Origin of the sequence: Kibdelosporangium banguiense (assembly GCF_017876405.1) — a bacterium.
GTDB lineage: Bacteria > Actinomycetota > Actinomycetes > Mycobacteriales > Pseudonocardiaceae > Kibdelosporangium > Kibdelosporangium banguiense.
Genome location: NZ_JAGINW010000001.1, coordinates 7,664,839 through 7,690,922 on the forward strand (window position 1 = coordinate 7,664,839; position 26,084 = coordinate 7,690,922).

Annotated in this window: 26 protein-coding genes; 11 read left to right on the plus strand and 15 right to left on the minus strand. The window is 67.2% G+C overall.

Annotated elements, in window-relative coordinates; translation table 11 throughout:
* Positions 1-15: 15 nt before the first annotated feature.
* The 4 genes from JOF56_RS35355 to JOF56_RS35370 all read right to left on the minus strand — a co-directional run bounded on the left by JOF56_RS35355 (position 16) and on the right by JOF56_RS35370 (position 2,712).
* Complete coding sequence (locus JOF56_RS35355) at positions 16-1,185, minus strand: esterase-like activity of phytase family protein (RefSeq protein ID WP_209643784.1); 1,170 nt, start codon at positions 1,183-1,185, stop codon at positions 16-18.
* A gap of 70 nt (positions 1,186-1,255) precedes the next feature.
* A complete protein-coding gene (locus JOF56_RS35360; protein ID WP_209643785.1) occupies positions 1,256-1,447 on the minus strand; it encodes a PspC domain-containing protein in 192 nt (63 codons plus the stop codon).
* Positions 1,448-1,565: 118 nt separating this feature from the next.
* A complete protein-coding gene (locus JOF56_RS35365; protein WP_209643786.1) occupies positions 1,566-2,162 on the minus strand; it encodes a hypothetical protein in 597 nt (198 codons plus the stop codon).
* A gap of 22 nt (positions 2,163-2,184) precedes the next feature.
* A complete protein-coding gene (locus tag JOF56_RS35370) occupies positions 2,185-2,712 on the minus strand; it encodes a peroxiredoxin-like family protein (protein WP_209643787.1) in 528 nt (175 codons plus the stop codon).
* A 69-nt stretch (positions 2,713-2,781) separates the two neighbouring features.
* On the opposite strand from JOF56_RS35370, the gene JOF56_RS35375 reads away from it, so the two are divergent.
* The 3 genes from JOF56_RS35375 (at position 2,782) to JOF56_RS35385 (ending at position 4,642) form a co-directional block, all read left to right on the plus strand.
* Complete coding sequence (locus JOF56_RS35375) at positions 2,782-3,384, plus strand: TetR/AcrR family transcriptional regulator (RefSeq protein ID WP_209643788.1); 603 nt, start codon at positions 2,782-2,784, stop codon at positions 3,382-3,384.
* 90 nt (positions 3,385-3,474) lie between these two features.
* Entirely contained in the window at positions 3,475-4,257 is a 783-nt protein-coding gene (locus tag JOF56_RS35380; protein WP_209643789.1) for a hypothetical protein, read from the plus strand.
* Positions 4,258-4,267: 10 nt separating this feature from the next.
* Positions 4,268-4,642, plus strand: coding sequence for a YchJ family protein (locus tag JOF56_RS35385; RefSeq protein WP_307855395.1), 375 nt, complete (start codon positions 4,268-4,270; stop codon positions 4,640-4,642).
* Here JOF56_RS35385 and JOF56_RS35390 read toward each other — a convergent pair.
* Positions 4,629-5,564 carry an RluA family pseudouridine synthase gene (locus tag JOF56_RS35390; RefSeq protein ID WP_209643790.1) on the minus strand — a complete coding sequence of 312 codons (936 nt, stop codon included), beginning with the start codon at positions 5,562-5,564 and terminating at the stop codon, positions 4,629-4,631. The two genes, JOF56_RS35385 and JOF56_RS35390, sit on opposite strands and share 14 nt — an antisense overlap.
* Before the next feature lie 52 nt (positions 5,565-5,616).
* Here JOF56_RS35390 and JOF56_RS35395 point away from each other — a divergent pair, with 52 nt between their 5' ends.
* Positions 5,617-6,006: a PGPGW domain-containing protein gene (locus tag JOF56_RS35395; protein ID WP_209648666.1), complete on the plus strand. Its 390-nt coding sequence runs from the start codon at positions 5,617-5,619 to the stop codon at positions 6,004-6,006.
* Between the two features lie 13 nt (positions 6,007-6,019).
* On the opposite strand, the gene JOF56_RS35400 is transcribed toward JOF56_RS35395, so the two are convergent.
* The 3 genes from JOF56_RS35400 to JOF56_RS35410 all read right to left on the minus strand — a co-directional run bounded on the left by JOF56_RS35400 (position 6,020) and on the right by JOF56_RS35410 (position 8,952).
* Entirely contained in the window at positions 6,020-7,132 is a 1,113-nt protein-coding gene (locus tag JOF56_RS35400) for a chymotrypsin family serine protease (protein ID WP_209643791.1), read from the minus strand.
* Positions 7,133-7,252: 120 nt separating this feature from the next.
* On the minus strand, positions 7,253-8,056 hold the full coding sequence (locus tag JOF56_RS35405; protein ID WP_209643792.1) for a GNAT family N-acetyltransferase: 804 nt from the start codon (positions 8,054-8,056) through the stop codon (positions 7,253-7,255).
* 44 nt (positions 8,057-8,100) lie between these two features.
* Complete coding sequence (locus tag JOF56_RS35410; protein ID WP_209643793.1) at positions 8,101-8,952, minus strand: SCO6745 family protein; 852 nt, start codon at positions 8,950-8,952, stop codon at positions 8,101-8,103.
* Between the two features lie 34 nt (positions 8,953-8,986).
* Between JOF56_RS35410 and JOF56_RS35415 the strand changes: the two genes are divergently transcribed.
* Positions 8,987-9,808 carry an RNA methyltransferase gene (locus tag JOF56_RS35415; protein WP_307855397.1) on the plus strand — a complete coding sequence of 274 codons (822 nt, stop codon included), beginning with the start codon at positions 8,987-8,989 and terminating at the stop codon, positions 9,806-9,808.
* Between the two features lie 6 nt (positions 9,809-9,814).
* Here the strand turns inward: JOF56_RS35415 and JOF56_RS35420 are convergent, their stop codons facing one another.
* Positions 9,815-10,279, minus strand: coding sequence for a DUF6292 family protein (locus JOF56_RS35420; RefSeq protein ID WP_209643795.1), 465 nt, complete (start codon positions 10,277-10,279; stop codon positions 9,815-9,817).
* A gap of 313 nt (positions 10,280-10,592) precedes the next feature.
* On the opposite strand from JOF56_RS35420, the gene JOF56_RS35425 reads away from it, so the two are divergent.
* Complete coding sequence (locus JOF56_RS35425; protein WP_372448396.1) at positions 10,593-11,504, plus strand: acyl-CoA desaturase; 912 nt, start codon at positions 10,593-10,595, stop codon at positions 11,502-11,504.
* A 210-nt stretch (positions 11,505-11,714) separates the two neighbouring features.
* Positions 11,715-13,547: a S8 family peptidase gene (locus JOF56_RS35430; RefSeq protein ID WP_209643797.1), complete on the plus strand. Its 1,833-nt coding sequence runs from the start codon at positions 11,715-11,717 to the stop codon at positions 13,545-13,547.
* Between the two features lie 221 nt (positions 13,548-13,768).
* Here the strand turns inward: JOF56_RS35430 and JOF56_RS35435 are convergent, their stop codons facing one another.
* Both JOF56_RS35435 and JOF56_RS35440 read right to left on the minus strand, forming a co-directional pair.
* Positions 13,769-14,371, minus strand: a complete 603-nt coding sequence (locus JOF56_RS35435; protein WP_209643798.1) for an alpha/beta hydrolase — start codon at positions 14,369-14,371, stop codon at positions 13,769-13,771.
* Positions 14,368-15,354, minus strand: a complete 987-nt coding sequence (locus JOF56_RS35440) for a ring-cleaving dioxygenase (protein WP_209643799.1) — start codon at positions 15,352-15,354, stop codon at positions 14,368-14,370. Before JOF56_RS35440 ends, JOF56_RS35435 begins: the two co-directional genes overlap by 4 nt.
* Positions 15,355-15,441: 87 nt before the next feature.
* Between JOF56_RS35440 and JOF56_RS35445 the strand changes: the two genes are divergently transcribed.
* Positions 15,442-15,891: a MarR family winged helix-turn-helix transcriptional regulator gene (locus JOF56_RS35445; protein WP_209643800.1), complete on the plus strand. Its 450-nt coding sequence runs from the start codon at positions 15,442-15,444 to the stop codon at positions 15,889-15,891.
* On the opposite strand, the gene JOF56_RS35450 is transcribed toward JOF56_RS35445, so the two are convergent.
* From JOF56_RS35450 to JOF56_RS58455, 3 genes are all read right to left on the minus strand, one after another.
* On the minus strand, positions 15,875-16,501 hold the full coding sequence (locus tag JOF56_RS35450; RefSeq protein ID WP_245378508.1) for an MBL fold metallo-hydrolase: 627 nt from the start codon (positions 16,499-16,501) through the stop codon (positions 15,875-15,877). The genes JOF56_RS35445 and JOF56_RS35450 overlap by 17 nt on opposite strands.
* Before the next feature lie 52 nt (positions 16,502-16,553).
* Positions 16,554-18,020, minus strand: coding sequence for an MDR family MFS transporter (locus JOF56_RS35455; protein ID WP_209643802.1), 1,467 nt, complete (start codon positions 18,018-18,020; stop codon positions 16,554-16,556).
* A 179-nt stretch (positions 18,021-18,199) separates the two neighbouring features.
* Positions 18,200-18,403 carry a hypothetical protein gene (locus tag JOF56_RS58455; protein WP_245378509.1) on the minus strand — a complete coding sequence of 68 codons (204 nt, stop codon included), beginning with the start codon at positions 18,401-18,403 and terminating at the stop codon, positions 18,200-18,202.
* A 495-nt stretch (positions 18,404-18,898) separates the two neighbouring features.
* On the opposite strand from JOF56_RS58455, the gene JOF56_RS35465 reads away from it, so the two are divergent.
* The 3 genes from JOF56_RS35465 (at position 18,899) to JOF56_RS35475 (ending at position 24,354) form a co-directional block, all read left to right on the plus strand.
* A complete protein-coding gene (locus JOF56_RS35465; RefSeq protein WP_209643803.1) occupies positions 18,899-22,651 on the plus strand; it encodes an nSTAND1 domain-containing NTPase in 3,753 nt (1,250 codons plus the stop codon).
* Between the two features lie 100 nt (positions 22,652-22,751).
* Positions 22,752-23,213 carry an SsgA family sporulation/cell division regulator gene (locus tag JOF56_RS35470; protein WP_209643804.1) on the plus strand — a complete coding sequence of 154 codons (462 nt, stop codon included), beginning with the start codon at positions 22,752-22,754 and terminating at the stop codon, positions 23,211-23,213.
* Positions 23,214-23,406: 193 nt separating this feature from the next.
* Positions 23,407-24,354, plus strand: coding sequence for a cation diffusion facilitator family transporter (locus tag JOF56_RS35475; protein WP_245378510.1), 948 nt, complete (start codon positions 23,407-23,409; stop codon positions 24,352-24,354).
* A 327-nt stretch (positions 24,355-24,681) separates the two neighbouring features.
* On the opposite strand, the gene JOF56_RS35480 is transcribed toward JOF56_RS35475, so the two are convergent.
* On the minus strand, positions 24,682-26,070 hold the full coding sequence (locus tag JOF56_RS35480; protein WP_245378511.1) for an amidase: 1,389 nt from the start codon (positions 26,068-26,070) through the stop codon (positions 24,682-24,684).
* Positions 26,071-26,084 lie beyond the last annotated feature (14 nt).

Consider the following 26,084-nt stretch of genomic DNA (forward strand, 5'->3'; position numbering starts at 1 on the left):
CCAGAATGCCAGAAACTACCGGAGGCTGTCGGTCAGTTTGATGGTGATGAACTCGTTGTTGTCGGCCTTGCCCGGCGTACGGCCCGACGACGACGGAAAGTTGTTGTCGTTGAGCACACCCAGCGTCCGGTCGTCGAGGATCACGACATCCTCGATGGTGATGAACGGGAACGTGAACGTCTCGCCGAAACCGCCGACGCGGCGCGGGTTGGCGATGTTCATCAGATCCGCGACAAGAGTCTTGTCGAGATTGCCGTCGTGGTCACGGTCCCGCTTGTCGGCGAGGTAGATCTTCTTGACCTTGGCGGTCGCGCCCTGGCCGCTGTCCCGCTCGATCACCAGCAGCCGGTTGCGGTCCACCGCGACGGCGTCACCGATGGCATGGTCCGGCGAGTCGAGCTGGTAGATCCAGCGCTTGCCGGTGTACCGGTTGTCATCGAGGGAGAACTCGTTGAGCCGCAGGCTCCCCGGCTGGTCCCCGGCGACAGTGCCTTCCAGCAGCGCGTTGAGCGTCCGGCCGTCGGGGGAGAGGGTAAGGCCTTCGAAGCCCTTGCTGCTGGGCAGGTTCGGTGTACCGGCGGGGTTCTCCGGGGCGAACACGCCTGGCAGCGCCACCGGCGGGGCCAGCAGCCGGCCCGCCCGGTCGAAGTGCAGCAGGTACGGGCCGAATTCATCACCCAGCCAGTAGGTCCCGTCGGCACCCCGGGTGATCGACTCCGGGTCGAGATCCGCGCCCGTCAGCACCCGGTCCGGCCTGGTCAGCGCGAACGGGATGTGCTTGGCCGGGTCAGTCAGCGTGATGCCGCCCAGAACGTCGATCGTGCCGCGGGCGAAGTCGGGGCCAAGCCGGTTGATCCGCAGCGCGAAGTCCGCACTGTTGGCCTTGGTGCCGTAGCCATTGTCGCTGAGCACGTCGAACGTGCCGTCAGAGTTGCGGACCAGCCCACTGAACCCCTGGATGGGCTGGTCGGCGAACGGCGGCGTGATGCCGTTGATGGGCGCGGTGCCCAACGCGGCACCGGACGGCTCACTGGCCGGCAGATACGTTTCGGCAGGCAGAGCCGCGAACTGAGTCAGCGTCGCCCGGCCGAAGCCGCCCCGCTTCTCACCGGGGGCGGCCGAGCTTGGCGCGGCCGCCAGCGCGAACGCAAGCACGGACAAGCCGATGGCCAAGGGTTTTCTCATCACGTTCCGATCTGTGTGGTGCGGGTCGCGTGGAACCTAAGACCACCAGATGAACGCAGAATGGACAAGATCAGTAGTCGCGCTGCGGAATGATCGCCCAGAGCACGATGTACAACAGGAACTGCGGCCCAGGCAGCAGACAGGACAGCACAAAGGCGATCCGCATCGTCTTGGGCTTCCAGCCGACCTTCTCGGCAAGGCCGGCACACACGCCGCCGATCACCTTGTTACTTCGGGACCTCGTCAGAGTCGCAGTTGTCATATACCCAAAGTAGCCGCGTCCTACGCAGGCAAACATCGGTGACACCCCGGACCCCACCCCTGAATCCGACCCCCAGTCCGCCGGGCGAAGTCACGTTCAGTATTCGAAAGACGCGGCACTAGGCGAGCAGGGCCTCCATGATTTTCTTGGGCAGGGCTGGGTTGGCGGCGGCTGCTTCGGCGACGAGGAGGTCGGGGTCGTCGAGGAGTTGGGTGATGATGTGGGGCGGGAGGTTGGGATGGCGGGCGGCGTGCCTGCGGGCGATGCTCTTGGTCAGGCAGAGCATGAGGGTTTCGGCGTTTGTGTTGGGGTGGCACGCCACGTCGATGTGGGCGGTCGCGTCGGGTTTCGCCGATTGGGCGATGTGGTGCAGGAGTTCGGGGGAGCAGTCGGGGTTTCGGGCAGCGTGCCCGGGGTGCCGGAGGGTGGCTTGGGGTGGTTCGGGGATCGGCGCGTGCGGCGACTGGGACTGTGTTGCCGGCTGGTTGTCGGTCATGGCGAGGAATTCGACCAGGTCGCCGGTGTGGACGACGTCCGCGGCGAGGTCGGGCTCGTCCCGCAGTTCGCCGCTGGCCGCGGTGACGAGCCGGTCGAGCAATGGTCTGGGCAGGCTGGGGTTCGCGGCGAGACCGCAGAGTTGGGCTAGATATCTGTCTTCATCGAGCAACAGGCCGCCTCCGCTCGGTGGCTGCCGGCCGTGGCCGGGTCCGCCCATGCGGAACGTTCCAGAATGGGGGCTAGACCTTGGCGGTCGCAACGGCCAGTCGGAGTAACTCGTCGACTGTCCACTGGTCATAGGCGTGTTCGCCGCGTTTCTGGGCGAGGATCTCGCCGTCCGGGGCGATCAGGAAATCGGCGGGCAGGCCGAGCCGGCCGTTGCGGGCACGCCCGGACGGCAACGGTTCGCCGCTGGCTATCGTGCGGCCGATCGCCCGGATGATGGCCGGCCAGGCGCGGGGGTTCAGCAGGGCGCGCGGCCCGGTTTCGACGCCGAATTCCTGGTAGAGGTGCTTGTCGGGGTCGGCGACCACGGCGAACGGCAGCCCGGCTGTGTGTTCCTGGAGTTCGGCGGCGGTGGAGTGGAAGACCACCACCTCGCGGATGCCCGCGTCGACGATCTCCCGGTGCCGCCGGACGATCGACTGCAGGTGCAGGTTGCACACCGGGCAGCCGGCGAACCGGCGGAACTGCAGGTGCACCAGGCGGGTCCGGTCCGGGACGGCCACGGTGCCGCTGGTGACCGAGGTGAATTCGCGGTACTTCATGGGCGTGCTCCTTCGTAGGCGTACGTCGTACTCTTACAATCGTAGGCGTATCTTGTACGCTGTCAACTCGTGCCGAGACCTCGTTCGCTGACAACCGACCAGCTCGCCGACGCCGCCTTGGCGGTCATCGACCGTGACGGGCTGGCGGGCCTGACCATGCGCGCGGTCGCCAAAGAACTGGGTGTCAGCACCATGGGCCTCTACCGGTACGTGAACGACCGCGAAGAGCTCGAGCACCTCGTAGTCGAACGAGTGCTCGCGGCCGTGGACACAACCAGGCCGGAAACCGACCCGATCGTGACGATGGTGCAGCGAATGCGTGCCGCGATCCGCGCGCATCCCGAGGTGATGCCGCTGACCGCGACGTACCGGCACAACTCGCCGAGCGTGCTGCGCTGGTCGGAGACCGTGCTGGAGATCCTGGCCGGCGCGGGCATCGACGGCCGGAGCCGGGTCGTGGCGATGCGTGCCCTGCTCGGTTACGTCATCGGCGCGATCCAACTGGACCAGCGCGGCCCGTTGACCGGCGCCGGCACGATCGCCATCGCAGCGCAGGACGAGTTCCCCCGCATGGCCGAGACCGCGCGGTACGCCCGGGAGATCGGGCCGGACGAGGAGTTCGCGGGCGGGCTCGCCGTCCTGCTGCGGGGTCTTGGCCTGTCTGACTCATGACGCAGAGTCTGAATCGGCGCACCCGGGGCACGTCCAGGCCTACTTGTGTTGGGGGGCCGGCGTTGGCCCCCTTGCCGATAGGCTGATCAAGTGGATGACCTGGCCGGAGTGCTGCACAACGTCGCGCTCGCGGCCCGCGCCGAGACCCGGTCGCGGATCGCCAACAGCGTGGAGACCCGGCGGTTTCTCGAACTGGGGCTGGGCCTGCTGCAGGAGGACCTGCTCCAGCACGCCGGGCCGGTGCTCGACGGCAGCGACAAGTCCCGGCTGTTCGACGCGATCTCGCGGGAACGGATCCTCGGCGCGGCCGACGAGGGCTGGCTGCTGTCGGTCAACCAGTTCCGCCGCAGGTGGAACCTGAAGAACCACTACACCGAGGACCTGATCGCGTACCTGTTCCGGCTCGGTCCGCTCGCGCAGCGGCTGGACGAGATGGACGCCGCTGCGGACCGGCTGATGACGACCGCGAGCTTCGGCGATCTGGTCCGTGGCCTGGCCGGGGCCGCTCTGCATCAGGCCCGCGCGGACCGGTTGACGAGCCTGCGGATGATCCTCGAGGTCGCGTTGCCGAGCCATCCGCGCGTCCAGGAATTCGCGACGGCACAGCACGAACTGTTGCTTCCCCGGTGGGCAGCGCTCTACGAACGAGTCGCGGCGGCGTACGGCTTGCGGCTGGCGCCCGGCCGGACCTGGCGGGACGTCGCGATGATCTTCAACACCCTGCTGGACGGCGAACTGGTGGTCACCGGCCGGTCCGGCAACCCGCCGCGACTGTCCACAGGGGAGGACGTGCTGCTCGGCGGGATCCTGGCGATGCTCTCGTCGCTCGTGGCCAACCCGGCCGACTGGGACACCCTGTACATGCCGAAATAGACTCACCGGCGTGTCCGGACGATGCCCTTGCGGCCTAGGCGAACCGTATTCCGAATGCTGCGGTGTCTTTCACCGTGGCGAGAAGGACGCGGGCACAGCCGAGCTGCTCATGCGATCCCGATTCAGCGCCTACGCCATGCGGGACGCGGCCTATCTGCTGCGCACATGGCATGCCACGACCAGGCCGAAGACGCTGGACTTCGACCCGGGCCTGCGCTGGACACGACTGGAAATCGTCGGCAAAACCGGCGGCGGGCCTTTTCATACCGAAGGCACGGTCGAGTTCAACGCCCATTACCGAACGGGTGACGGCGCCGAAGTGATGCACGAGAACAGCAGCTTTGTCCGGCAGGACGGAAACTGGGTTTATCTCAAGGCTGTCTAGCCCAGGCGTCGAGCGAATCCCAGGCCGCGAGACGCAGCGTACTGGTGAGCCGGCGGTGCTCACCGGTCAGCGGGTCGTCGAAGTCGAGGACTTTTGCCAGCAACTGCAACGGTTTGCTGAAGTCGTCGAGCGGTTTCTCGGTCAGCACAGGGTAGAAATCGTCGCCGAGGATCGGTACACCGAGCCCGCTCAGATGCACTCGCAACTGATGTGTCCGGCCGGTCGCCGGCACGAGCCGATACCGGCCGAGACCGTCGCGATGCTCCAGCAGCTCGACGTACGTCCGGGCGTTCTCCTCGCCCGGGACTTCTTGTGCGACAAGGACTCCGCGCTCCTTCACGATCCGGCTCCGGACAGTGCGGGGGAGCGTCAGCGCAGGATCGTACGGCGCGATGGCCTCGTACTCCTTGTGCACCTTCCGGTCGCGGAACATGGTCTGGTGCGCGCCGCGGGCCGAAGGCGTGATCACGAACATCATCAGTCCCGCGGTGACCCGGTCGAGCCGGTGCGCGGGGGACAGGTGCGGCAGATCGAGCTCCTGGCGCAACCTGACCAGCGCGGTCTGCTGAATGTGCTTGCCACGCGGGATGGCCGCGAGGAAATGCGGCTTGTCGACCACGAGCAGGTGTTCGTCGCGGTGGACGACCTTCAGCTCGAACGGAACCGGCACCTCGTCGGGCAGATCACGGTGAAACCAGATGAACGAACCCGGATCGAACGGCGTGTCCACACTGAGCGGACCGTCCATGCCGTAGATACGTTCCTCCCGCAGCATCTGCTCGATCCGGCCCGGCGTCACGCGCGGTAGCCGTTCGACCAGGTGCTCCAGCAGCGTTGCCCACGTCCCGTCTTCGGGCAGCCTCAGCCGGGCGGCGTCCAGGCCGTGCCGCGGTGGAATGGGGGAAGGTCGCTTGCGTCGCATCGGTCACCGACTTTAACGCCTCACCCGGCGAAGTCGGCTGCCGCACCGCAGAATCAAGGCGGTGAAGCGCGTTACGAAGACAATCCTCGGAAGTGTGCTGTTGCTGGTCGGGGTGGCGATGCTGGTGCTGCCCGGACCGGGTCTGCTGCTGGTGCTGGCCGGTCTGTTGATCCTGGCCTCGGAGTTCCCGGCGCTGGAGCGGTACGTCGGCCCGGTGCGTGACCGCGCGATGAAGGCCGCCGAGGACAGTGTGCGGACGCCGTTCCGGATCGCATGGTCGGTGCTCGCCGGGCTCGCGCTGATCGGCGCCGGCGTGGTGTGGGGCACTGTCGACGGCCTGCCGCTGGCCGGCTGGAGTACCGGGTCGAGCCTGATCCTGTCCGGCGTCGTGCTGTTCGCACTGCTGATCTGGAGCTATCGGCGAGTGCACGCCCACCGATAGCTCCAGCGGAGTCCTACGGGATGTAGATGCCGAAGTCGCGGTTGGCCGTGGCGAAGTCCTGGAAGCCCAGGCGCGCGCCCGCGGTACGCGTGACTGTTCCGTTGGCGACCACGCCACCGGACGTGTATGAGTAGACCGAGCCGCCGCTATCGCCGCCACGGGCCGCGGGCTGGCCGTCGGTCTGCTCGGCCTCCACAAGATCCTCGGCGTCCTGGTAGAAGAAGATCACCTTGAGGTTGCAGACCGGGCCGCCGGTCTGTTCGGCGCTGGTCACGCCGGACTGACAGAGGAACTGCCCAACGAAAACGTGACCCCAGCCGGTCACCGTCGTCACGGTGTTGCTGTCGCCGTTGCCGACGTACATCTGGTTGGTGGTGCTGGAAGTCGGGATGAGAGAGATGTCGTGGTCGTCATGGGCCGCGCCGACGTTGCCGATGAACTGCCCGGCCCGGTCGGCGATCCGGTGGCCAGACTGTCCACAGTGTTCAGCCGACAGCACGAACCGGGCGTTGGCACTGTTGCGGACACCGAAACCGGACGTGCAGATCGTGCCCGCGGTCTGATTCCACGTACCGGCGCCACCTTTCCACGGTGGCGCGTCGTCCTTGCGTGAGGTGGACACCATAGGCTGCTCATGGACGACCTTCACCGTGACACCGGCCGTCGGCAACGCTGCCACAGTGGCGACTCCCGGATACGCGGCAAGGACCAGACCACTGCCGTCACCGGGATTCTTGACACCGTGAATCCCAGCGCCAGGGTTGGCCTTCCGCCACGCTTCAAGCTTCTCCGCCGCGGCAGTCAACTCCGCTTGGGAATAGACGGCTTTGGCGACTCTGACCGGCGCCTGACGGGTGGCCTGCCGGACGGTGGCGGTGACGTCCGCGGGGACGTCACCCTTCCACCACAGCATGACTTCCTTGTCCGCCAACGTGATGCCAGCATACCCGGGATGACCGGAGCGCTGCACCGAAGCCAGCACCTGTTCGGCGGCCATGACCATCGGCCGCTGCCGCAACGAATTCTCCGCGCCGGCACTCAGTCCCTGTGAATTGGCAGTGGAAACAGAAATCGACACAGCCAGCACGGCCGTGGCGGCAATTGTCAATGGGCGTGCGAAATTCATGGGTGAACACCTCGCCTGCAGGGTGGACGAGTTACACCGTTATGGTGGCAGAAATTCCCCGACCGGCATAGGTTCAGACCAATTACTGACAAAACCGGACAGCGGTCGTCACCCTGATCATCAGGCAGTGGCTGTCGGCGTCCAGACGTATGGCGTGGTGGTGGTGACGGCGGTGAAGCCGAGTCGTTGCAGGATGGGGCGGCTGTCCTCGGTGGCATCGACTTGGAGGTAACGGATTGCCCGGTCCGCGGCGATGCGGGCGCGGTAGGCGATCAAGGCGCGGTAGATGCCCTGGCCTCGCCACTCCGGCAGGGTCGAACCGCCCCAGAGGCCGGCGAATTCGGTGCCCGGTTCGATCTCCAGGCGGGCCGCGGACACGGTCCGGCCGTCGGCCTCGGCGGCGACCACGACGGTCTGCCCGCCGCTTGTCCGGACTCGGTCGATCAGGTCATGGGCCAGCCAGCTTCGGTCGTCGCCCCAGACTTCGCAGGCCATGCCGGCGATTCGGTGCATGCCGGCGTCCTCGGTGACCTCCCGGATGGTAACGCCATCGGGGAGCGACAGGTCGAGAGCCGAGAGCTGCACGGCTGAGCCGATGAGCACGGTTTCACGTTGCTCGGCGACGAACCCGGCGGCGGTCAGCCGCTCGGGCAGGTCTGCCGGCAGGTCGTGGCCGCGGGTCTTCCATTCGACGGCTTCGCCTCGGGCGGCGAAGAAATCCCGTTGCCGGGCGATCAACGCGTCCAGGTCCGCGCCCTCGATGCCGAGATCGCGTGGGCCGCTGACAAAGCCGCGACGATGTTGCCCGACGACACGCACGATCGGACCGTCCGGCTCGGCATACGCGCCTGGCGGCAGATTGGTTGTCTCGGCCGGGCGTAGCTGGTCGTCGTAGGCGGCCAAAAGCGTTGCGATGTCAGGCACCTGGACAAGCTACTGTGGACTCCCGGCCGAGGCCACCGAGTTACTCAGGAGCGTCTGGCAAGTACCCAAGGCATGAGTTCTTCGGCCAGCGCACGGCTGTAAGGCTTGACGAGCGCCTGTACCTCGGCACACGCCTCCTCGCCGAGGTGCACGTACGCAGCCGTGCTGTTCTCGTCGGTTCTGCGTTCGATCTCCGCGCGGCGGGCCTCGCCGGAAGGTGTGAAGGTGGGTTCGGCATCCGAGGTGAGCCAGTCGCGCTCGCGCAGTGCGTCGATGCCCTGCTGCCATTCGGCTTCGGACCAGCGCCGGGTCTTGCGCAGGGTTTCGGCGTCGATCGCACCGGAGGCGGCGTGCGTGATCAAAGCCTCGATGCCGCTGAGTCCGGCCAGGAGCAGGGCGGCGATGTGCGCGTCGCCGCGGTGTTCACGCAGCAGGGTCTGCGCGTGCCACAACACCACGTGCGGTTGCGTGGGCCACGGCAGCGCGGCGTGCGCGGCGAACAGCGGGCGCCCGGTGACATCGTCGGCGATTGATTCGGCAGCCTTACGCAAGAGCGTCGCGACGCGCGCCATTTCGGGGGAGTCGACCGCGTCGCCGAGCACGCGGCGCATGGTCTGGTCGACGGCGGCGTAGCGGGTGGCGAGCATTGCGGCAGGATCGGTGGTGGACCACGCCGCCTGGATCGATTCCCGGACCAGGACCGGGTTGAAGTTGTAGAAGGTCGCGATGACGACCTTGGCGGGCACGACGCCGAACGCCGCGGAGCGGGACGCGAAGTACCCGGCGTGGTAGGAGAGGCCAAGATCCTTGTACGCGGCCTGGGCCTCGGGGGAGAAGTAGATCATCCCGTGGATGGGCTCAGCCACTCGCCACGTCTGGCGCGCCGTCTCGATCATAAGGTCAACTTACCCTGGCCAGTACCCTCTCCGGGTGGCTAAGGACATCCGGGTGACATCACGCAATGCCCGGTTTCAGCAATGGCAGGCGGTGCTGACGAACCGGACCAAGCGTCAGCGGTCCGGTGAGTTCCTCGTGCAGGGCGTACGGCCGATCACGCTCGCGGTGGAGAACAAGTGGCCGATCCGGGCGCTGCTGTACAACACCGACACGGCCCTGTCGCGCTGGGCGGTGGACCTGCTCGAGACCGTGGACACGCTTCGGGTCGAAATGGCCCCGGAGCTGCTGCACGAACTGGGGGAGAAGGCGGACAGGACGCCGGAGCTGATCGCGGTGGTCGGCCTGCAGCCGGATGATCTGTCCAGATTGGACATCCGGGGCGACTTCCTCGGCCTGGCCTTCGACCGGCCGAGCAGCCCGGGGAACGTGGGTTCGCTCGTCCGGTCGGTCGACGCCTTCGGTGGCCATGGCGTGATCGTCACCGGCCACGCGGCAGATCCCTACGACCCCAAGGCCGTCCGGAGCAGCACGGGATCGCTGTTCTCGACTCCGGTCGTGCGTGTGCCGTCCCATCGGGACGTGCTCGACTGGGTCGGCAGCGTCCGGCAGAACGGATCCCCGCTGAAAGTCGTGGGGACCGACGAACACGGCGACCTGGCCGTCACCGACTACGACTTCACGGCACCGACTCTGATCGTGATCGGCAACGAGACGACAGGCCTGAGCGCGGGCTGGCGTGAGGCGTGCGATCACATGCTCAGCATTCCGATGTCCGGCTCGGCCAGTTCGCTGAACGCCGCGAACGCGGGCACAGTCGTGCTGTACGAGGCAGCCCGGCAACGGCAGCGAATGTAACTTGAGTCACACCTTGCTGGCGTAGCGGATCAGGCCCTCGGCCAGCCGGGCGCGGTTGGCCTCGATGGCCGCGGCCGGTCTGGCCGGCGCTGAGGTCTGGCTGGTGAGGGCCTCGGTGACGAACCGGGCGACGGTCTGCGGCTCGGGCACGGGGTCGTTGCCGCCGAGCCGGGCCACCACCATGGGCTGTTCACCCGGATCGGTCTCCACCGACACCACCCAGCCGGTGCGTTCGCCCCAGACGAGCATCAGATCCCGGCCGGGACGGCCCGGCCAGCGGCGGGCCAGCGCGAGATATGCGGTGGCCGTATCGCTGATTTCGAAAGTCGTCCCTTCGGGTGGAACACCGATCGCCTCGGCGACGGCACGTAAATATCCGGCCAGGCCACGGGACAAATCCCGGATCGCCTCATCGGCCGAGAACTGCACGCTGGACGAGTACTGGGAGAACACGCCTTGCTCGTCGGACATCCGGCTCCATTCTCCGGCCGCGCTGGTCCTGGGCACCTGGCCGGCCGATCGACCCTACCTCACATCCGGTGAACCACACGGGATCGACAGGTTTCGTTCAGCGGACTCATGGAAACATGGCGTAGGGTCGGATTCATCGACGGCCACCCGCACGCCAGCGGCAGGGCCTTGAATCCTCGACGCGCACCGCGCCGGTCTATGAAAGCCCATGCCGCGGTTCGCTCTCCGCGGCCGGTGCCCCTCGGTCGCTGCCCCCAGGCCGTCCCATAGACCGAGACGAGTGCGCATGACCACAGCCGCCCCTGCCCGGGCGATGCCCAAACCGATCCTGTCCGGCAAGGCCTCCCGCGCCGAGCTGGTGACCATCCGGGCCTTTCTGATCATTCCGTTCGTGGCGCTGCTGGCGGCGGTGCCGCTGGTGTGGGGCTGGGGCATCAGCTGGGTCGACGTGACCATCGCGGCTGTGTTCTATGTGGTCTCATCGCTCGGGATCACCGTGGGATATCACAGGTATTTCACACACGGCGCCTTCAAGGCCAATCGTCCACTGAGGATCGCGCTGGCCATCGCGGGCAGCCTCGCCGCCCAGGGTCCGGTCATCGGGTGGGTCGCCGACCACCGCCGTCACCACGCGTTCTCCGACCGGGAAGGCGATCCACACTCGCCGTGGCTGTTCGGCACGTCGCCTTTGGCTCTGGCCAAGGGTTTCTGGCACGCGCACATGGGCTGGCTGTTCGGCCGTGACCGCACCAACATCGACCGCTTCGCCCCGGATCTGGCCGCGGACCCGGCGATCCGGTTCGTCGACCGGCTGTTCCCGTTGTGGGTCACGCTGAGTGTGGTCCTGCCCGCGGTGCTCGGCGGGGTGATCACGTTGTCATGGTGGGGCGCGCTGACCGGATTCCTCTGGGCCGGGCTGGCGCGGGTGGCGTTCCAGCACCACGTCACCTGGTCGGTGAACTCCGTCTGCCACATGATCGGCGACCGGCCGTTCACCAGCCGGGACAAGTCGGCCAACTTCTGGCCGCTGGCGATCCTCTCAATGGGGGAGTCGTGGCACAACACCCACCACGCCGACCCCACGTCGGCCCGGCACGGTGTCCTACGTGGACAGATCGACATCTCCGCCCGGCTGATCTGGCTGCTGGAGAAGGCGGGCTGGGCGTGGAACGTCCGCTGGCCCACGGCTCAGCGCCTGGCCAGGCTGGCCAAGCCCGCCGACTGACCTCAGTGCAGGGCCGAATGCCGCAAGTGCTCGCCGCTCAACGGACGCAGGCCGGTCACATCGGTGGCTGAAACCGTACGAAAGTACGTTGTCCCCTCGCGCATCCGGGACAAATAATCGCCGTGACCTGCTAGGGCAAGCTCATCCGACCATTAGGGACACCATCGAGGGCTGGTGTCTCCAATGGCCCCTGCGCCTGAGGAGCTGTGGATGCGTCTGGAAACCCTGCCTGCGAGACTTCTCGGATTAGGACTGGCCGCGGCAGCGGCCTTGGCGGCCGCCGTGGCCGCGCCGGCGGTCGCGACCGCCGCACCACCCCCGATCATCGGGGCGAACGCACCGAACAAGATTCAGGACAGCTACGTCGTCGTGCTGAAGGACAACGCGATGGCGCGCAGCGCGGTCAGTGGCCATGCCGACGCACTCGCCGCACGTTACGGCGGCAAGGTCGGATTCGTGTACCGGGCCGCGCTCAAGGGCTTCTCAGTCACGATGTCGGCCGAGCAGGCCCGCAAGATCGCCGCCGACCCAGCCGTGTCCTATGTGGAGCAGGACCGCACGGTCAGCGTGCTGACCGACCAGCCGAACCCGCCGTCGTGGGGCCTGGACCGGGTGGACCAGGCAGACCTCCCGCTCAACCAGAACTACAGCTATTCAGCGGAAGCCGCGAACGTCACCGCGTATGTGATCGACACCGGCATCAACTACGACCACACCGACTTCGGCGGCCGTGCGACCTTCGGCTTCGACGCGTTCACCGACGGCCGCCAAGGCAAGGACTGCCACGGTCACGGCACACACGTCAGCGGAACCGTCGGCGGCAACACGTTCGGCCTGGCCAAGAAGGTCAAGCTGAAGGCTGTCCGCGTGCTCAACTGCCAGGGCGGTGGCTCGATCACCACCGAGGCGGCGGGCGTCGACTGGGTCACCGCGAACGCCGTGCTCCCGGCCGTGGCGAACATGAGCCTCTACACCGGCGTGAAGAACGAGCCGAGCCGCGTGCTCGACGACGCCGTACGCGCCTCGATCGGTGTCGGTGTCTCGTATGTGGTCGCGGCAGGCAACTTCAACGACGACTCGTGTGCGTACTCGCCACAGCGCGTCACCGAGACCATCAACGTCGCCGCGACCGCCCGGACAGACGCGCGTGCGTCGTTCTCCAGCTTCGGCACATGCACCGACATCTTCGCCCCCGGCCAGGACATCATCTCGGCCTCGTACAGCAACAACAGCGGCTCCGCCACCATGAGCGGCACCTCGATGGCGTCACCACACGTCGCCGGCGCGGTCGCCCTCTACCTGTCGGACAACCCCGCCAAGACCCCGGCCGAAGTGCACAGCGCGATCCTCGCCCAGGCCACCCCCAACAAGGTGACCAACCCCGGCGCAGGCACCCCGAACCGTCTGCTGCGCGTCAACGGCACCGGCATCCCAGGCGTCTCGGTCACGAACCCAGGCGCCCAGACCACCGCCGTCGGCGGAACCGCGAACCTGCAACTGTCCGCGTCCGGCGGCACAACGCCCTACACCTGGTCGGCGACAGGCCTCCCGCCCGGCCTCTCGATCGGCGCCTCCACCGGCCTGATCTCCGGCACAGCAACCACCGCCGGCACATACAACGTGACCGCAACAGCAACCGCGACCGCCGGCGGCGCAGGCTCAGCCTCATTCGTCTGGACAGTCGGCACAACCCCGACCTGCGCCCCACAGACCAACGCAACCGACGTCCCAATCCCTGACCTCAGCACAGTGACGAGTTCTGTCACCTTCTCCGGCTGCACAGGCAACGCGTCGGCCACCAGCACTGCCGAGGTCCACATCAAGCACACCTGGCGTGGCGACCTCGTCATCGACCTCGTCGCCCCCGACGGAACCGCCTACCGCCTGAAGAACTCCAGCTCCTCAGACAGCGCCGACAACGTCGACCAGACCTACACAACCAACCTCTCCACCGAAACCCGCAACGGAACCTGGCAACTACGGGTGCAAGACGTAGCCCGCCAGGACACCGGGACCATCGACACCTGGACCCTGACCCTCTGACCCCCTGAAGAAAAGCCGTGGCGCCACTCGGGATTGTTTCCCGGGTGGCGCCACTCCACACTGTGGACGACCGTCCATAGTCGATCTTTGCCGCCCTGTTTCTGTCAGCCCCCGCCGGTAGAATGGATTTCGGGGGCCGAGGCCCGCCCGGCATGCCACTCAGTCAGTCCCGGCACAGAGGATCTGTCCACATCCGGCTGCCATAACCGGGCCGATGGCTGCTACTGAGCCAGCCAGTCCTGGGCGGCGCGGAGGGCGTCCATTGTTATCTGGTGGCCGCCGCCGTGGCGGTGGGTGGTGACCTGGGCGGAACGTTCCCGTAGTTTTGTTATCAGGTCCTCGGTGGATTTGAGGGGTGCCATGGGGTCGGTGGCGCCGTTGGACAGGAAAACCCTTGTGCCGCTTAGGTCCAGGGCTGGTGGGTTGGGGACTGGCATCATCGCGGCGAAAGCGGCGACCTCGGTCAATGCGTCCGGGCGGAGCAGGGCCACCGCGGCGGCGATGTTGGCGCCGTTGGAGAAGCCGACCGCTATGGTCCGGCGGCCGGTGAGGTCGTACTTCTTGGTTGCCTCGATGATGAAGTCGGCGAGTTGGTTGGCGCGCAGCACAACGTCTTCGTAGTCGAAGACGCCTTCCTGGAGCCGGCGGAACCAGCGGGCCATGCCGTGCTCGCTCACCTGACCGGCTGGGGCGAGCATGGTTGAGCCTGGGCTCAGTTGCGCGCCGAGGCCGACCAGGTCGTCCGGGCTGCCGCCCGTGCCGTGCAGTAGCACGAGCACGGGCTTGGCCGGATCTCCTTGGATCAGGCGGTGTTCGAAGGTCATCGGCCGGCCGCCAGATGATCCGCGACCGCGGGGTTGTTCTCGTCGGGCAGGTTGAGCTTGGCCAGGCCCGCTTTGATCTCGTCGCGGTTGGGCTCCAGCCAGGGCGGCAGCTTCAGTGCACGGCCGAGTTCGAGCAACGGTTCGTCCACTGTGAACCCGATGTCGTCGGTGGCCACTTCGAGCAGAGTGCCGCCCGGCTCCCGGAAGTAGATCGAGTGGAAGTACTGACGGTCCAAAATAGACGTCACTCGCACGCCCTCGCTCAGTAACTCCTCGCGCCAGGCGTGCTGAGTCGCATCGTCCGGCACGCGCCACGCCACGTGGTGCACAGTACCGCCCGCGACAAGGCCCTTCGGCGCGTCGGGCGTGACCAGGACGTCCACCAGCGCGCCAGGACCGCCCTCGCCCGCGGCGAACCGCAGCCGGTTGCCTTCCTGGTTCTGGAATCGCAGGCCGAGGCCGTCCACCAGCATTCCTGAAGTCGCGTCCTCCTGCGACACCGACAGCGTGACTGAGTGCAGGCCGCGGATTGCGTGCTCACCCGGGACCAACGGCGTGTCCCATGGGTTGCGCGGGTCCTGCAGCTTGTGTGCGACTAGAGCGATCTTCAGGCCGTCCGGGTCGAGGAACGTGAGTGAGTCTTCCTCGTCGCGGTTGGTGATCCGGCTCGTGGTGACGCCGACGCCCGCCAGGTGCTGCTGCCACCAGCCGATGGAGTTCGCCGGGATGGAGAACGCGGTTGTGGTGGCCTGACCTGTGCCGTGCCGGCCGGGGGTGACGTCCTTCCAGGGGAAGAAGGTCATGATCGTGCCGGGGCGGCCGGCCTCGTCGCCGTAGTAGAGGTGGTACGTGCCCGGGTCGTCGAAGTTGATCGTGGTCTTGACCAGGCGGAGGCCGAGCGTGCGGGCGTAGAAGTCGACGTTGCGCTGCGGGTCCCCGGCGATGGCCGTGACGTGGTGGAGCCCTTCTGTCCTGATTGCCATGACTGCCTCCTGCTCGGTCTCGTCAAGAATCTATCCTGGAAACCTCTTGCGAGCAAGATATATTCCGGCAAGGGGTATGCTGCCCGGGTGAGCAGTTCTGACGACGAGATCGTGACCTGGTGGGGCCTGGTCATCGAGGGGTACCAGGCGACCCAGGAACGGTTGCTGGCCGAGATCGCCGGCCGCCTCGGCCTGGCGCCCGGCCCGTTCGACATCCTGCTCCGGCTGCTGCGTTCACCCGGTCACCGGCTGCCGATGACCCGCCTGGCCAGGGAGGCTGCCCTCAGCAGCGGCGGCTTCACCAAAGTCGCCGACCGGATGACCCAGGCGGGCCTGATCCGCCGGGAGCCCAGCGAGACGGACCGCCGGGTCACCCACGCCGTGCTGACCGACCACGGCCGGGAAACGGCCGAGAAGGCACGCGAGATCACCGCCGAAGTGCTGCGCGAACGAGTGCTTGCCCCGCTCGGCGAAAAAGGCGCGACAGATCTAGCCGAGGCTATGCGCGTCCTGCGTGACCTCAGTGACCCCGGCTGATCCACTCCTCCAGGTGCGGCGCCTCGTCGCCAATGGTCGTGTCCCCGCCATGTCCCGTGTGTACGACGGTGTCCGCGGGCAGGGTGAGCAGCCGCGTCCGGATGGACTCGACAATGACCCCGAAGTCGGAGTGCGACCGCCCGGTGGCGCCCGGCCCGCCCTGGAACAGGGTGTCGCCAGTGAACAGCGCCTTCAGTTCGGGCGCGTAGAAGCAGCAGGCGCCCGGCGCGTGCCCAGGCGTGTGCAGAACCTCGAGCGTGACGCCTCCGACCTCGATGGTCTGCCCGTCGGCGAGCTCTCCGTCGGCGCGGGTCCCGGGATGCGTCAACTCCCACAGGACCTGGTCGGCCGGATGCAGCAGCACAGGCGCTCCCGTGGCCTTCGCCAGCTCCGGCGCCACCCGCACATGATCGTCATGGGCGTGTGTCGCCAGGATCGCCTTCACCGTCCGGCCGTCCACGATCTCAAGGATCGCCGCCACGTCGTGCGGCGCGTCGATGACAACACACTCGGAGTCGTCTCCGACGACCCAGACATTGTTGTCCACATCGAAGGTCTGCCCGTCCAGGCTGAACGTGCCGGACGTGACCCCGTGGCCGATCCTCGCCATCACCGCACCCTTCCGCGAAACATCAAGTCCCCGCAGCGTACGGCCAGCTTTGTCAGTCGGCGGCGACTGGTTCGCCGTGACCGGCGTGGCTGTCGGCGTTGGCGACCCTGTTCGGCAGCTTCAGCGCGATGAAGACTGTCACCAGAGCGAGGGCCGCAGCGACGACGAAGGCCAGCCGCATCCCGCTCAGCTGAGCGGGCACCGCGGCGACACCGTCGGCGACCAACTGGTCGGCACGCACGGACATCACGGTCACCACAAGCGCGGTTCCGAACGCCGCGGCGACCTGCTGCAACGTCCCGAGTATGGAGCTGCCGTGTGAGTACAAATCCGACGGCAGTACGCCCATACCCAGCGTGAAGATAGGGGTGAACGACGCCGCCAGGCTCACCATCAGCAGCGTGTGCAGTCCCAGTACCTGCCAGTACGGCATCGTCGTGGAGACCTGGGTGAACCCGGCGAGGGCCAGGACCATGCCGATCGAGCCGGGCAGCACCAGCGGCCGGCTGCCGAACCGGTCGAACAGCTTTCCCACGGTCGGTCCCAGCAGGCCCATGGCCAGACCGCCGGGCATGACCAGCAGGCCGGTCTCCAGCGGGCTCAGTCCGCGCAGGTTCTGCAGATAGAGCGGCAGCAGGATCATCGAGCCGAGCATCGCCAGGAACCCGATGGACAGCAGCGCCAGGGAGAGCCCGAAAGTGCGGTGCTTGAGGGTACGAAGGTCCATCAGGGGCACGCCGCTGCGCTGCAGTTTGAGCTGGCGGATGACGAACACCCCGATCGCCGCGGCGCCGGCGAGGACTGTCCCGATGGCGAGCCCGATGTGGGCGGCGCCGTCGCCGAACAGGCTCAGGCCGTAGACCAGACCGCCGAAGCCGAGCGTGGCCACGACCACACTGAACGAGTCGATGGAGCTCACCTTCGGCTCAGTGATGTTTTCCAGCTTGCGCAGTCCGAGCACGCCGACCAGGGCCGCGATCGGCAGGACGGCCACGAACAGCAGCCGCCAGGATCCGAGCTGCAGGATCAGCCCGGCCACGGTGGGCCCGAGCGCGGGCGCCACGGAGATCGCCAGGGTGACGTTGCCCATCACCCGGCCGCGGTCATGTTCGGGCACCACGATCATCAGCGTGGTCATCAGCAGCGGCATCATCACGGCCGTGCCCGCGGCCTGCACGATCCGGCCCAGCAGCAGCACCTCGAACGTCGGCGCGACGGCCGACAGAGCGGTCCCGGCGAGGAACACTCCCATCGCGATCGCGTAGGCCTGACGGGTGGTGACCCGCTGCAGGAACCAGCCGGTCATCGGGATCACGGCGGCCATGGTCAGCATGAACGCGGTGGACACCCACTGCGCGGACTGCTCGGTGACGTGCAACGAGTCCATCAGCCTCGGGATGGCGTTGATCATGATGGTCTCGTTGAGGATCACCACGAACGTGGCCAGCACCAGCAGCCGCACCACCGTCGGTGTGCGGCGCACCTGTGTGTCCGGTCGTTCTGGGATCGCGGCTGTCATGACACCTCACTGGTCGCGGGGTTGTAGTCGCCTCACAGCCAGGAGCTGTTGGCACGGACGCACGTACAGACCGGCGCGCCTGCCGATATTCATCGGCCGGAGTGAGTGTTCCGCATCACCGCGGTGATCTCACCCGATTTTTCCGCCCCCTTGCGGATCAGCCGGTCTTCGACAGCCGATCATCCTACCGGCATAGACGCGATCTGTCGCTTGGGGCACGACCGGCGACGCGGACTTCGGTCGCGCGGGCTATGCCCGTCCGTGCCGACCGGAAACATCTCCCGTTCGCGTGGGGGCAACGCCGCGACGGCCCGTTCGGCGGCCAGGTCGAGCGCAGGCGCCAGCCGGTCCAACAGCCTGCGAGTCGTTGACGCGGCGAGCACGGCATCTCCTGCTATAGGTCCGGCCGATCCGCATCCGCCTGAGCCTTGGCCTCCCCGTGCACGACTTCAACTACGGAACGATCGCGACCCCGCCAACAGTTCCACCCAGGTAAGACGAACCCGTGCGAACGGACCGTTCGTACGGGTTCACCCCGTGAAGTCGAGGGGCGGCTTCGACACACACTAGTTCGACACACACTAGGCCGAACAGGCAGATGTTCCAGGCCCCGCCCCGCCGGACTTACCCGGGCACCCCCAGGACCTGGGTATGTCCGGCGCGGGCCGTCAGGCGGTGGCGCCGGAGTCCTGTCGGGCGAACCACTCCCGGTCATCACGTTGCGGGGTCATCCGGCGTGTTTCCTCTCTGTACCGGCCGGTGCACCCGGCCACTCAGCGGTGATCTAAACGCGGTTATGTTGTTCGGCATCGGCGGACGGGCGCCGAACAAACGAACGGCGAACAACGCGCGTGCGCCATCTCGGGAGACAAACGACCATGCCACGAGCGGAACGGCCGCTTGCCCTCGGCGATTCGGCGCTGCTGAACTTCGCCGCCGACCTGCGTCTGCTCCGGCAGGAGGCGGGCAATCCGACATATCGGGAACTGGCCAAGCGGGCGCATTTCTCGGTGACCACGCTGTCGAGCGCGGCCAATGGCCGTCAGTTGCCGAGCCTCAATGTGACGCTTGCGTATGTCCGGGCGTGTGACGGCGACGAGCAGGAGTGGGAGCAGCGCTGGCACAGCGTGGCGGCCGAGCTCGCGGCGGCCGAGGAACCCGAGCCGACGACGACGCAGGAGGACGGGCGTTCGCCGTACGTCGGCCTGGCCGCGTTCCAGCCCGAGGACGCCGACCTGTTCCATGGCCGCGAGCGGCTGGTCGACGAGCTGACCGGGCGGTTGTCCCGGCAGCGGTTCGTCGCGGTCTTCGGGGCGTCCGGCGCGGGAAAGTCCTCTTTGCTGCGTGCCGGGCTGTTGCCCCGTTGGAAGGCGGATGGCGAGAACCGGTCAGTCGTGCTGTTCAATCCGGGCCCGCATCCGGTGGAGGAGTGCGCGATCCAGCTCGCGCGCCTGGCCGGTGCCGCTCCGGGGCAACTGCTCACGGATTTGCAGGATGATCGGCAGAATTTGCACCGCGCCGCCCGGATGGCACTGGCCGGCCAGCCCGACGACGCGGAACTGCTGATCATCGTCGACCAGTTCGAAGAGACGTTCACGCTGTGCCGGGACGAGGCCGAGCGGGACTGGTTCATCGACATCCTGCTGACCGCGGTCCGGACCACGAACAGCCGTTGCCGTGTCGTACTGGGCGTACGGGCCGACTTCTACGCGCACTGCACGCGGCACCCCGATCTTGTCGCCGCGCTCGACGACGCTCAGGTCGTGGTGGGACCGATGACCACCGACGAGTTGCGCCGCGCCATCGTGCAGCCCGCCGTACGTGCTGACTGCACGGTCGAGGGCGCTCTGCTCGCCGAGTTGGTCGCACAGGCAGCTGGCAACGCAGGCGTCCTGCCGTTGCTGTCGCACGCGTTGCTTGAGACATGGCGTCGACGCAGGGGCAACAACCTGACGCTCGCCGCATTCCAGGCCGCCGGAGGTATCGACGGCGCGCTCGCGCGCACCGCGGAGTCCGTGTACACCAGCCTGACGGCGCCACGTCAACAACTCGTGCGCGACCTGTTCCTACGGCTGACTGCCCTTGGTGAAGGCACGGAGGACACGAAACGCCGGATCGATCGCTCTGAGCTCGACTCGGACACGGCCGACGTCCTGGCAGTGCTCGCCGACGCGCGCCTGATCACGGTCGCCGACTCGACGGTGGAGATCGCGCATGAGGCGTTGATCCGCGCGTGGCCCAGGTTGCGGCAGTGGCTCGCCGCTGACCGCGAAGGGCTGCGTACGCATCGCCACCTGACGGAAGCCGCGCAGGAGTGGGCGGCTCTCGACAAGGACGCGGGCGCGCTGTATCGCGGCGCGCGGTTGGTGGTCGCCAAGGAATGGATGAGCCGGGACAACGGTGCTGTCACGCTCAATCCCGTTGAAAAGTCCTTCCTCGACGCGAGCGTCTACGAACAGGACCGGGAAAGCGCTGCGGGCAGGAGGCGGACACGGCAGTTGCGGTACCTGGCCTTGGGCCTGGCCGTCCTCCTACTGGTGGTCACGGCGATCGGCGTGGTCGCGGTGCAGCAACGGCAGGATGCCGTGCGTGCGCAGCACGTTGCCATCTCACGTCAGCTCGCCACTCAGGCGTTGACGATCGCCGACTCGGAACCTGGCACGGCGAAGTTGCTGAGTCTTGAGGCGTATCGCACAGCGCCGACGATCGAGGCGCGCAGCGCGTTGATGAGCATGGCGGCACATGCGGACTACCGCACGGAGATAGCCGCGCACGCTGGCGCGGTTTCGCAAATCGCGTTCATGCCGGACGGGACGCTCGTGAGCGCCGGCCGCGACGAGACCGTTGGGCTATGGGAGCCGTCGACTCGTCGTCGAGTGGCAACGCTCAAGGGCCACGACAGCTGGCTCAGGGCGCTCGCGGTGAGTCAGGACGGCAAGTTGCTGGCCACTGGTGGCGACGACAAGCGCCTGGTGCTGTGGGATGCCGTGTCCCGGGTACCGATCGCCACCCTCGGGGAACACGCGGACGCGATCAGGGAGGTCGCGTTCAGCCCTGACAGCCGGATAGTGGCTTCGGCCAGCAACGACGGCACAGCACGCCTGTGGGATGTCGTTCAGCGGGCACCCATTGCCACGCTGAACGGGCACAAAGGCCAAGTGACGACCGTCGCGTTCAGCCCGGACGGCAAGATTCTCGCGAGCACCGGCGAGGACCGCACCGTGCGGTTATGGGACGTCGCAAGCCACAGTGAGATCGCGGTCCTGACTGACCACAAGGAAGCTCCCCGGGCGCTGGACTTCAGCCCGGACGGAACCCTTCTCGCCTCGGCCGGCGCGGACAAAGTCGTGATGCTGTGGGACGTCGCGAGCCGTACACGTGTCGCGTCGCTCGCGGGGCACGTCGAGGAGGCGGTGATCGCGGTCAAGTTCAGCCCGGACGGCCGCACTCTGGCCACCGCGGGCAACGACCTGGTAGTCCGGTTGTGGGATGTCGCGAGCCGTTCCCTGCGTGCGAACCTGACCGGGCATCAGACGAGCATCTACACGCTGGCGTTCAGTCCCACCAAGCCGCACATACTCGCGTCGGCCGGTGAGGACGGCAAGATTCTGCTGTGGGACGACACCCGGCCGCCCATGACCAGCACGCCTGGCTCCCCGGTGCACGACTTGGCATACGCCCCTGACGGCCGGACCTTGGCAGCGGCAGGCCCAGGCAACACAACGCTGTGGGACGTTGCCAGCCGGTCGCCCCGGCGCGTGGTGAACATCGGCGACAGGCTGGTCAACGCCGTGGAGTTCAGCGCGGACGGCCGCCTCATCGCGACGGCCAACGAGGCCCCTAAGTACGCCCTTGGGCTGCCCGGCAACAACCTCGCGTTGTGGGATCCGGCAAGTCCGGCGGCTCCCACCGAACTGTCCGGGCACACCAGGACCGTCACGGACGTGGCGCTCAGCACGGACGGGAAGATGGCGGCGACCGCGAGCGTCGACAAATCGGTGATCCTGTGGGACCTCGAGCGGCGTGTTCAGGTGGGAACGCTCGACGTCGGAGCCGTGACCACTGGGGTGGCGTTCAGCCCCGACGGCCGCACAATCGCGACCGCGGACCACGACTATCGGTTGGTGACGTTGTGGGATGTGGCGACACGGACCCGCAAGGCCAAGCTGTCCGGTCACACCGGCTGGGCCAGATCCGTGGTGTTCAGTTCGGACGGCCGCATGCTGGCCTCGGCGGGGGCCGACCAGACCGTGATCCTGTGGGATGTGGCCACGGGACGGCAGATTGTCCGGCTCGCAGGGCACAAGGACTCCTACTACCACGGAATCGCGTTCAGCCCAGATGGCAAGATCCTCGCGTTCAGCAGTGCGGACAACACAGTCCTGCTGTGGGATGTGGAGCGCCACACGCTCTCGGCCCGCCTGACCGGTCACCGCGCCGCGGTCCGTGCCGTCGCCTTCAGCCCGGACAGCGCTTCGCTGGCCACAGCCGGCGCCGACGGCACCGTGATCCTGTGGGAGATGGATCCCGAGCGGGTCGCCCGCACCATTTGCGACACCGTTTCGCGCAACCTGTCACCGGAGGAATGGGCGCAGTTCGTCCCGGAACTGCCGCGGCGCGACACCTGCTGATTCTTGAGTGTGATCTGGCGCTCATGGCCGATCCTTGCCACCCGGTGAGCCGTTTCGCTCTCCCGTCCGTGTAGTGGGGCAGATACAGAGAGGATTGCGAATGAGCCCCAGAGGTCACACCCGGATCAGCAAGCTGTTCGTGTTCACATCGGTATCTGGGTATGCCCAGGTGGAGGCTGATCTTCGCTACGACACAACCGACCCCTACGCGGTGACGGCGCTGTTCCACCCGGTCGGCGCCGACGAGGTGCGCTGGGTGTTCGCCAGAGACCTGCTCGAGCAGGGGCTGGTGCGGTGGGCCGGCGAAGGTGACGTGCGGATCGGGCCGGATCCCGACGACCCCGAGTCGACCGGGGTCGAACTGATCAGCCCGGCCAGCCGTGCACTGCTGACCGTGCCGACCAAGCAGGTCGTGGATTTCCTGGATGAGACATATCGGGCCGTGCCGCCCGGCGCACAGGAGGAGTGGCTGGATCTGGACTCGCAACTGGAACGCTTTCTCGCGCTGTCGGCCCGTTCGATGAAGTTCCGGCGGCGGTCCAGTCCGTCCACAACGGACTGATCTTCGCCGCGGCGGGGTTGTTACTGCAGGTGGGTGGCTGTTGCAGCGTTGTCGCCTGCCTGTTCGCCGTCGTATCGTCCCGCTTGTGGGTACTGGACATGGGCACGGTCATGGGCATGGGCATGGGCATGGGCATGGGCATGGGCATGGGCACCGCGGCGCCAGGGTGTGGGCGAGGCTGCGGCATGCGGTGATGCCGCACAGCCACGACAGCGCGGATGTTGTGGACAGTGCTCTTGAGGCCAGTCGGCGTGGTATGCGGGCGCTGTGGATTTCCTTTGCCGCGCTGATGGTCACCGCGGTGGCGCAGGCGGTGCTCGTCGGTCTTACGGGGTCGGTCGCCTTGCTGGGCGATACCTTGCACAACTTCGCCGACGCGCTTACCGCAGTGCCGTTGGGGATCGCGTTCTTGCTGGGTAGGCGGGCTGCTACTCGGCGGTTTACTTATGGCCTGGGCCGGGCTGAGGACTTGGCTGGGCTGGCTATTCTTGTTGTCATCGCTACTTCGGCCGGGTTTGCGGGGTGGGAGGCTGTTCGGCGGTTGATCGAGCCTCAGGATATTCGGAATGTCGGCTGGGTTGCCGGGGCTGGGGTGGTCGGGTTTCTTGGTAATGAGCTTGTGGCGCGGTATCGGATCAAGGTCGGTCGGCAGATTGGGTCGGCTGCTTTGGTTGCTGATGGGTTGCATGCTCGGACTGATGGGTTTACCAGCCTTGCTGTGCTGCTTTCTGCTGGCGGGGCTGTTGTGGGGTGGCGGTGGGCTGATCCGGTTGTGGGGTTGCTTATTACCTTGGCTATTCTTTCTGTTTTGTGGGGGGCGGCTGGGGAGGTTTTTGGGCGGTTGCTGGATGGGGTTGATCCTGCGCTTGTCGACCGGGCTGAGGTTGCGCTTTCCGGGGCGGATGGGGTTATTGCCGTGGAGCAGGTTCGGTTGCGGTGGGTTGGGCATTCGCTGCATGCTGAGGCGGATCTTGCCGTTGATCCCGGGTTGAGCCTGGGGGAGGCTCATCGGATTGCTCATGAGGCTGAACATCTTTTGCTTCATGCGCTTCCTCGGGTTGGGCGGGCTGTTTTGCACGCTCATCCTGCTGCGCCTCATGGGAATGCCGAACATGCACTGGTTTCTCACCATCGTCGGTGATTTTCCTTGTGTTGGCCTGGTGTCTGTGGGTGGGCCTTTGGCTTTTTGTTTTGCTTTTTGTCCGGGGTTGGGGTCGGCTCGATTTGACATGGAGCCTCTGAGGCGGCCTTGGTTGGCTGAAGAGGCAGGCCCTCTGACTTATGCCGCAATCCCGGTCAAAGTCTTGTTGGGGGCCAACCTCGCCAGATAGCTTACGGCCGCCTCCACTCCATGTAAAATCGAGCCGGGGGGTTTGCTTTTACCTTTTTGGGGCGGGGGTGGGATACTAGGACGCGATCTCGATTAGCCCAGGTTGTTTCATAAAGAGACACAGCGCGCATCAGGTCGTCAGCCGCGCTGGAGTGGCGGGCGACGGTCGCGGACCGGGCTGACCGATTCGAGTCGTTCGGCCAGTGCGAGGAGGTCGTGGTCGGCCCACCAGGTGCCGACGAGCTGGACGCCGATGGGCAGGCCGCTCGCGGTCGTCCCGAACGGCAGCGAGACGGCGGGTAGGCCGGTGAGGTTGAAGGGCACCGTCGCCCGCATGACGTTGCGGGCCGGTACTTTCTCCCCGCCAACAACGTAACTGGATTGCGCATGCGGCGGCGCCGGGATCGTCACGACCGGGCAGACGAGCACGTCGTAGTCCTGGAACCAGCCCGCGAACATTGACCTCAGCTGTTCCACCTCCCGCTCGGCGGCGAGGTAGTCGGCGATCGTGACGTCGGGTGCCTGGAGCGTCCGCGCGATCACCGGGTGCAACTCCGCCTCCCGGCCGGCTGTGATGCCGCGCAGGTAGGGCAGCATCTCGGCGGTGAACAGCGTCGCCGAAATCGGCGTGCAGTCGTGCTCGGCGAGCCACGGGATGCCGACCTGCTCGACCGGGAAACCGAGGCCCGACAAGGCCGTGGCCGCCGCGGTCACCGTGCCGGCCACCTCGGGGTCGATCGGGCCGAACGCGTCGGTGGTCCAGCCGATCCGGACGGGCCCGCCGATCCGGACGGGCCCGCCGATCCGGGCGGCGGCGGGCAGGGCGACCGCGTAGGGGTCCAGCCTGTCGGGGCCTTCCAGCAGGGACAGCGCCAGGCGCAGGTCGCGCACGCTGCGCGCCATCGGGCCGGTGTGCCACCACCGCCGCAGTACGTGCGGGAAATGACCGGTGCACGGCACCCGGCCGTGGGTGGGTTTGATCGAGGCGATGCCGGTGTCGTGGGCCGGTCCGCGCACGGAGATCGCGACGTCGCTGCCCAGGCCGAGCGGCGACAGACCCGCCGCGATGGCCGCGGACTCGCCACCGCTGGAGCCGCCGGGGGTGCGCTCGGGGTCGTAGGGGTTGAGTGACCGGCCGGCGACCAGGTTGTCGGTCTCGGTCCAGTACGACATCTCCGGCAGGTTGGTCTTCGCCAACGGGATGCCGCCCGCAGCCCGCAGCCGTGCCACGGCGGTGGCGTCGGCCTCCGGCACGTGATCGGCGAACAACGACGATCCCCGGGTGGTCCGCACACCCTCGGTGTCGAACGAGTCCTTGATCGTGAACGGCACGCCACCCAGCGGCCCGGTACGCGGGCGAGCGGCAGCGGCGAGGGCCTGCTCGCCCAGCACGGTGACGAACGCGTTGACCCGCTCGCCCAGCGCCTCGATGCGATCCAGATGCGCCTGCACGACCTCGACCGCGGTAACCTCGCCGACGGCTATCAGGCGGGCCAGTTCTGTCGCGTCGAGCCAGACCAAATCCATAGTGACCATCATCG

Coding starts and splice junctions, on each gene's coding strand:
- JOF56_RS35355 (WP_209643784.1), bottom strand. CDS start 1,185: ATGAGAAAACCCTTGGCCATCGGCTTGTCCGTGCTTGCGTTCGCGCTG.
- JOF56_RS35360 (WP_209643785.1), bottom strand. CDS start 1,447: ATGACAACTGCGACTCTGACGAGGTCCCGAAGTAACAAGGTGATCGGC.
- JOF56_RS35365 (WP_209643786.1), bottom strand. CDS start 2,162: ATGGGCGGACCCGGCCACGGCCGGCAGCCACCGAGCGGAGGCGGCCTG.
- JOF56_RS35370 (WP_209643787.1), bottom strand. CDS start 2,712: ATGAAGTACCGCGAATTCACCTCGGTCACCAGCGGCACCGTGGCCGTC.
- JOF56_RS35390 (WP_209643790.1), bottom strand. CDS start 5,564: ATGCGACGCAAGCGACCTTCCCCCATTCCACCGCGGCACGGCCTGGAC.
- JOF56_RS35400 (WP_209643791.1), bottom strand. CDS start 7,132: ATGAATTTCGCACGCCCATTGACAATTGCCGCCACGGCCGTGCTGGCT.
- JOF56_RS35410 (WP_209643793.1), bottom strand. CDS start 8,952: ATGATCGAGACGGCGCGCCAGACGTGGCGAGTGGCTGAGCCCATCCAC.
- JOF56_RS35420 (WP_209643795.1), bottom strand. CDS start 10,279: ATGTCCGACGAGCAAGGCGTGTTCTCCCAGTACTCGTCCAGCGTGCAG.
- JOF56_RS35425 (WP_372448396.1), top strand. CDS start 10,593: ATGCCCAAACCGATCCTGTCCGGCAAGGCCTCCCGCGCCGAGCTGGTG.
- JOF56_RS35430 (WP_209643797.1), top strand. CDS start 11,715: ATGCGTCTGGAAACCCTGCCTGCGAGACTTCTCGGATTAGGACTGGCC.
- JOF56_RS35435 (WP_209643798.1), bottom strand. CDS start 14,371: ATGACCTTCGAACACCGCCTGATCCAAGGAGATCCGGCCAAGCCCGTG.
- JOF56_RS35440 (WP_209643799.1), bottom strand. CDS start 15,354: ATGGCAATCAGGACAGAAGGGCTCCACCACGTCACGGCCATCGCCGGG.
- JOF56_RS35450 (WP_245378508.1), bottom strand. CDS start 16,501: ATGGCGAGGATCGGCCACGGGGTCACGTCCGGCACGTTCAGCCTGGAC.
- JOF56_RS35455 (WP_209643802.1), bottom strand. CDS start 18,020: ATGACAGCCGCGATCCCAGAACGACCGGACACACAGGTGCGCCGCACA.
- JOF56_RS35465 (WP_209643803.1), top strand. CDS start 18,899: ATGCCACGAGCGGAACGGCCGCTTGCCCTCGGCGATTCGGCGCTGCTG.
- JOF56_RS35470 (WP_209643804.1), top strand. CDS start 22,752: ATGAGCCCCAGAGGTCACACCCGGATCAGCAAGCTGTTCGTGTTCACA.
- JOF56_RS35475 (WP_245378510.1), top strand. CDS start 23,407: ATGCCGCACAGCCACGACAGCGCGGATGTTGTGGACAGTGCTCTTGAG.
- JOF56_RS35480 (WP_245378511.1), bottom strand. CDS start 26,070: ATGGATTTGGTCTGGCTCGACGCGACAGAACTGGCCCGCCTGATAGCC.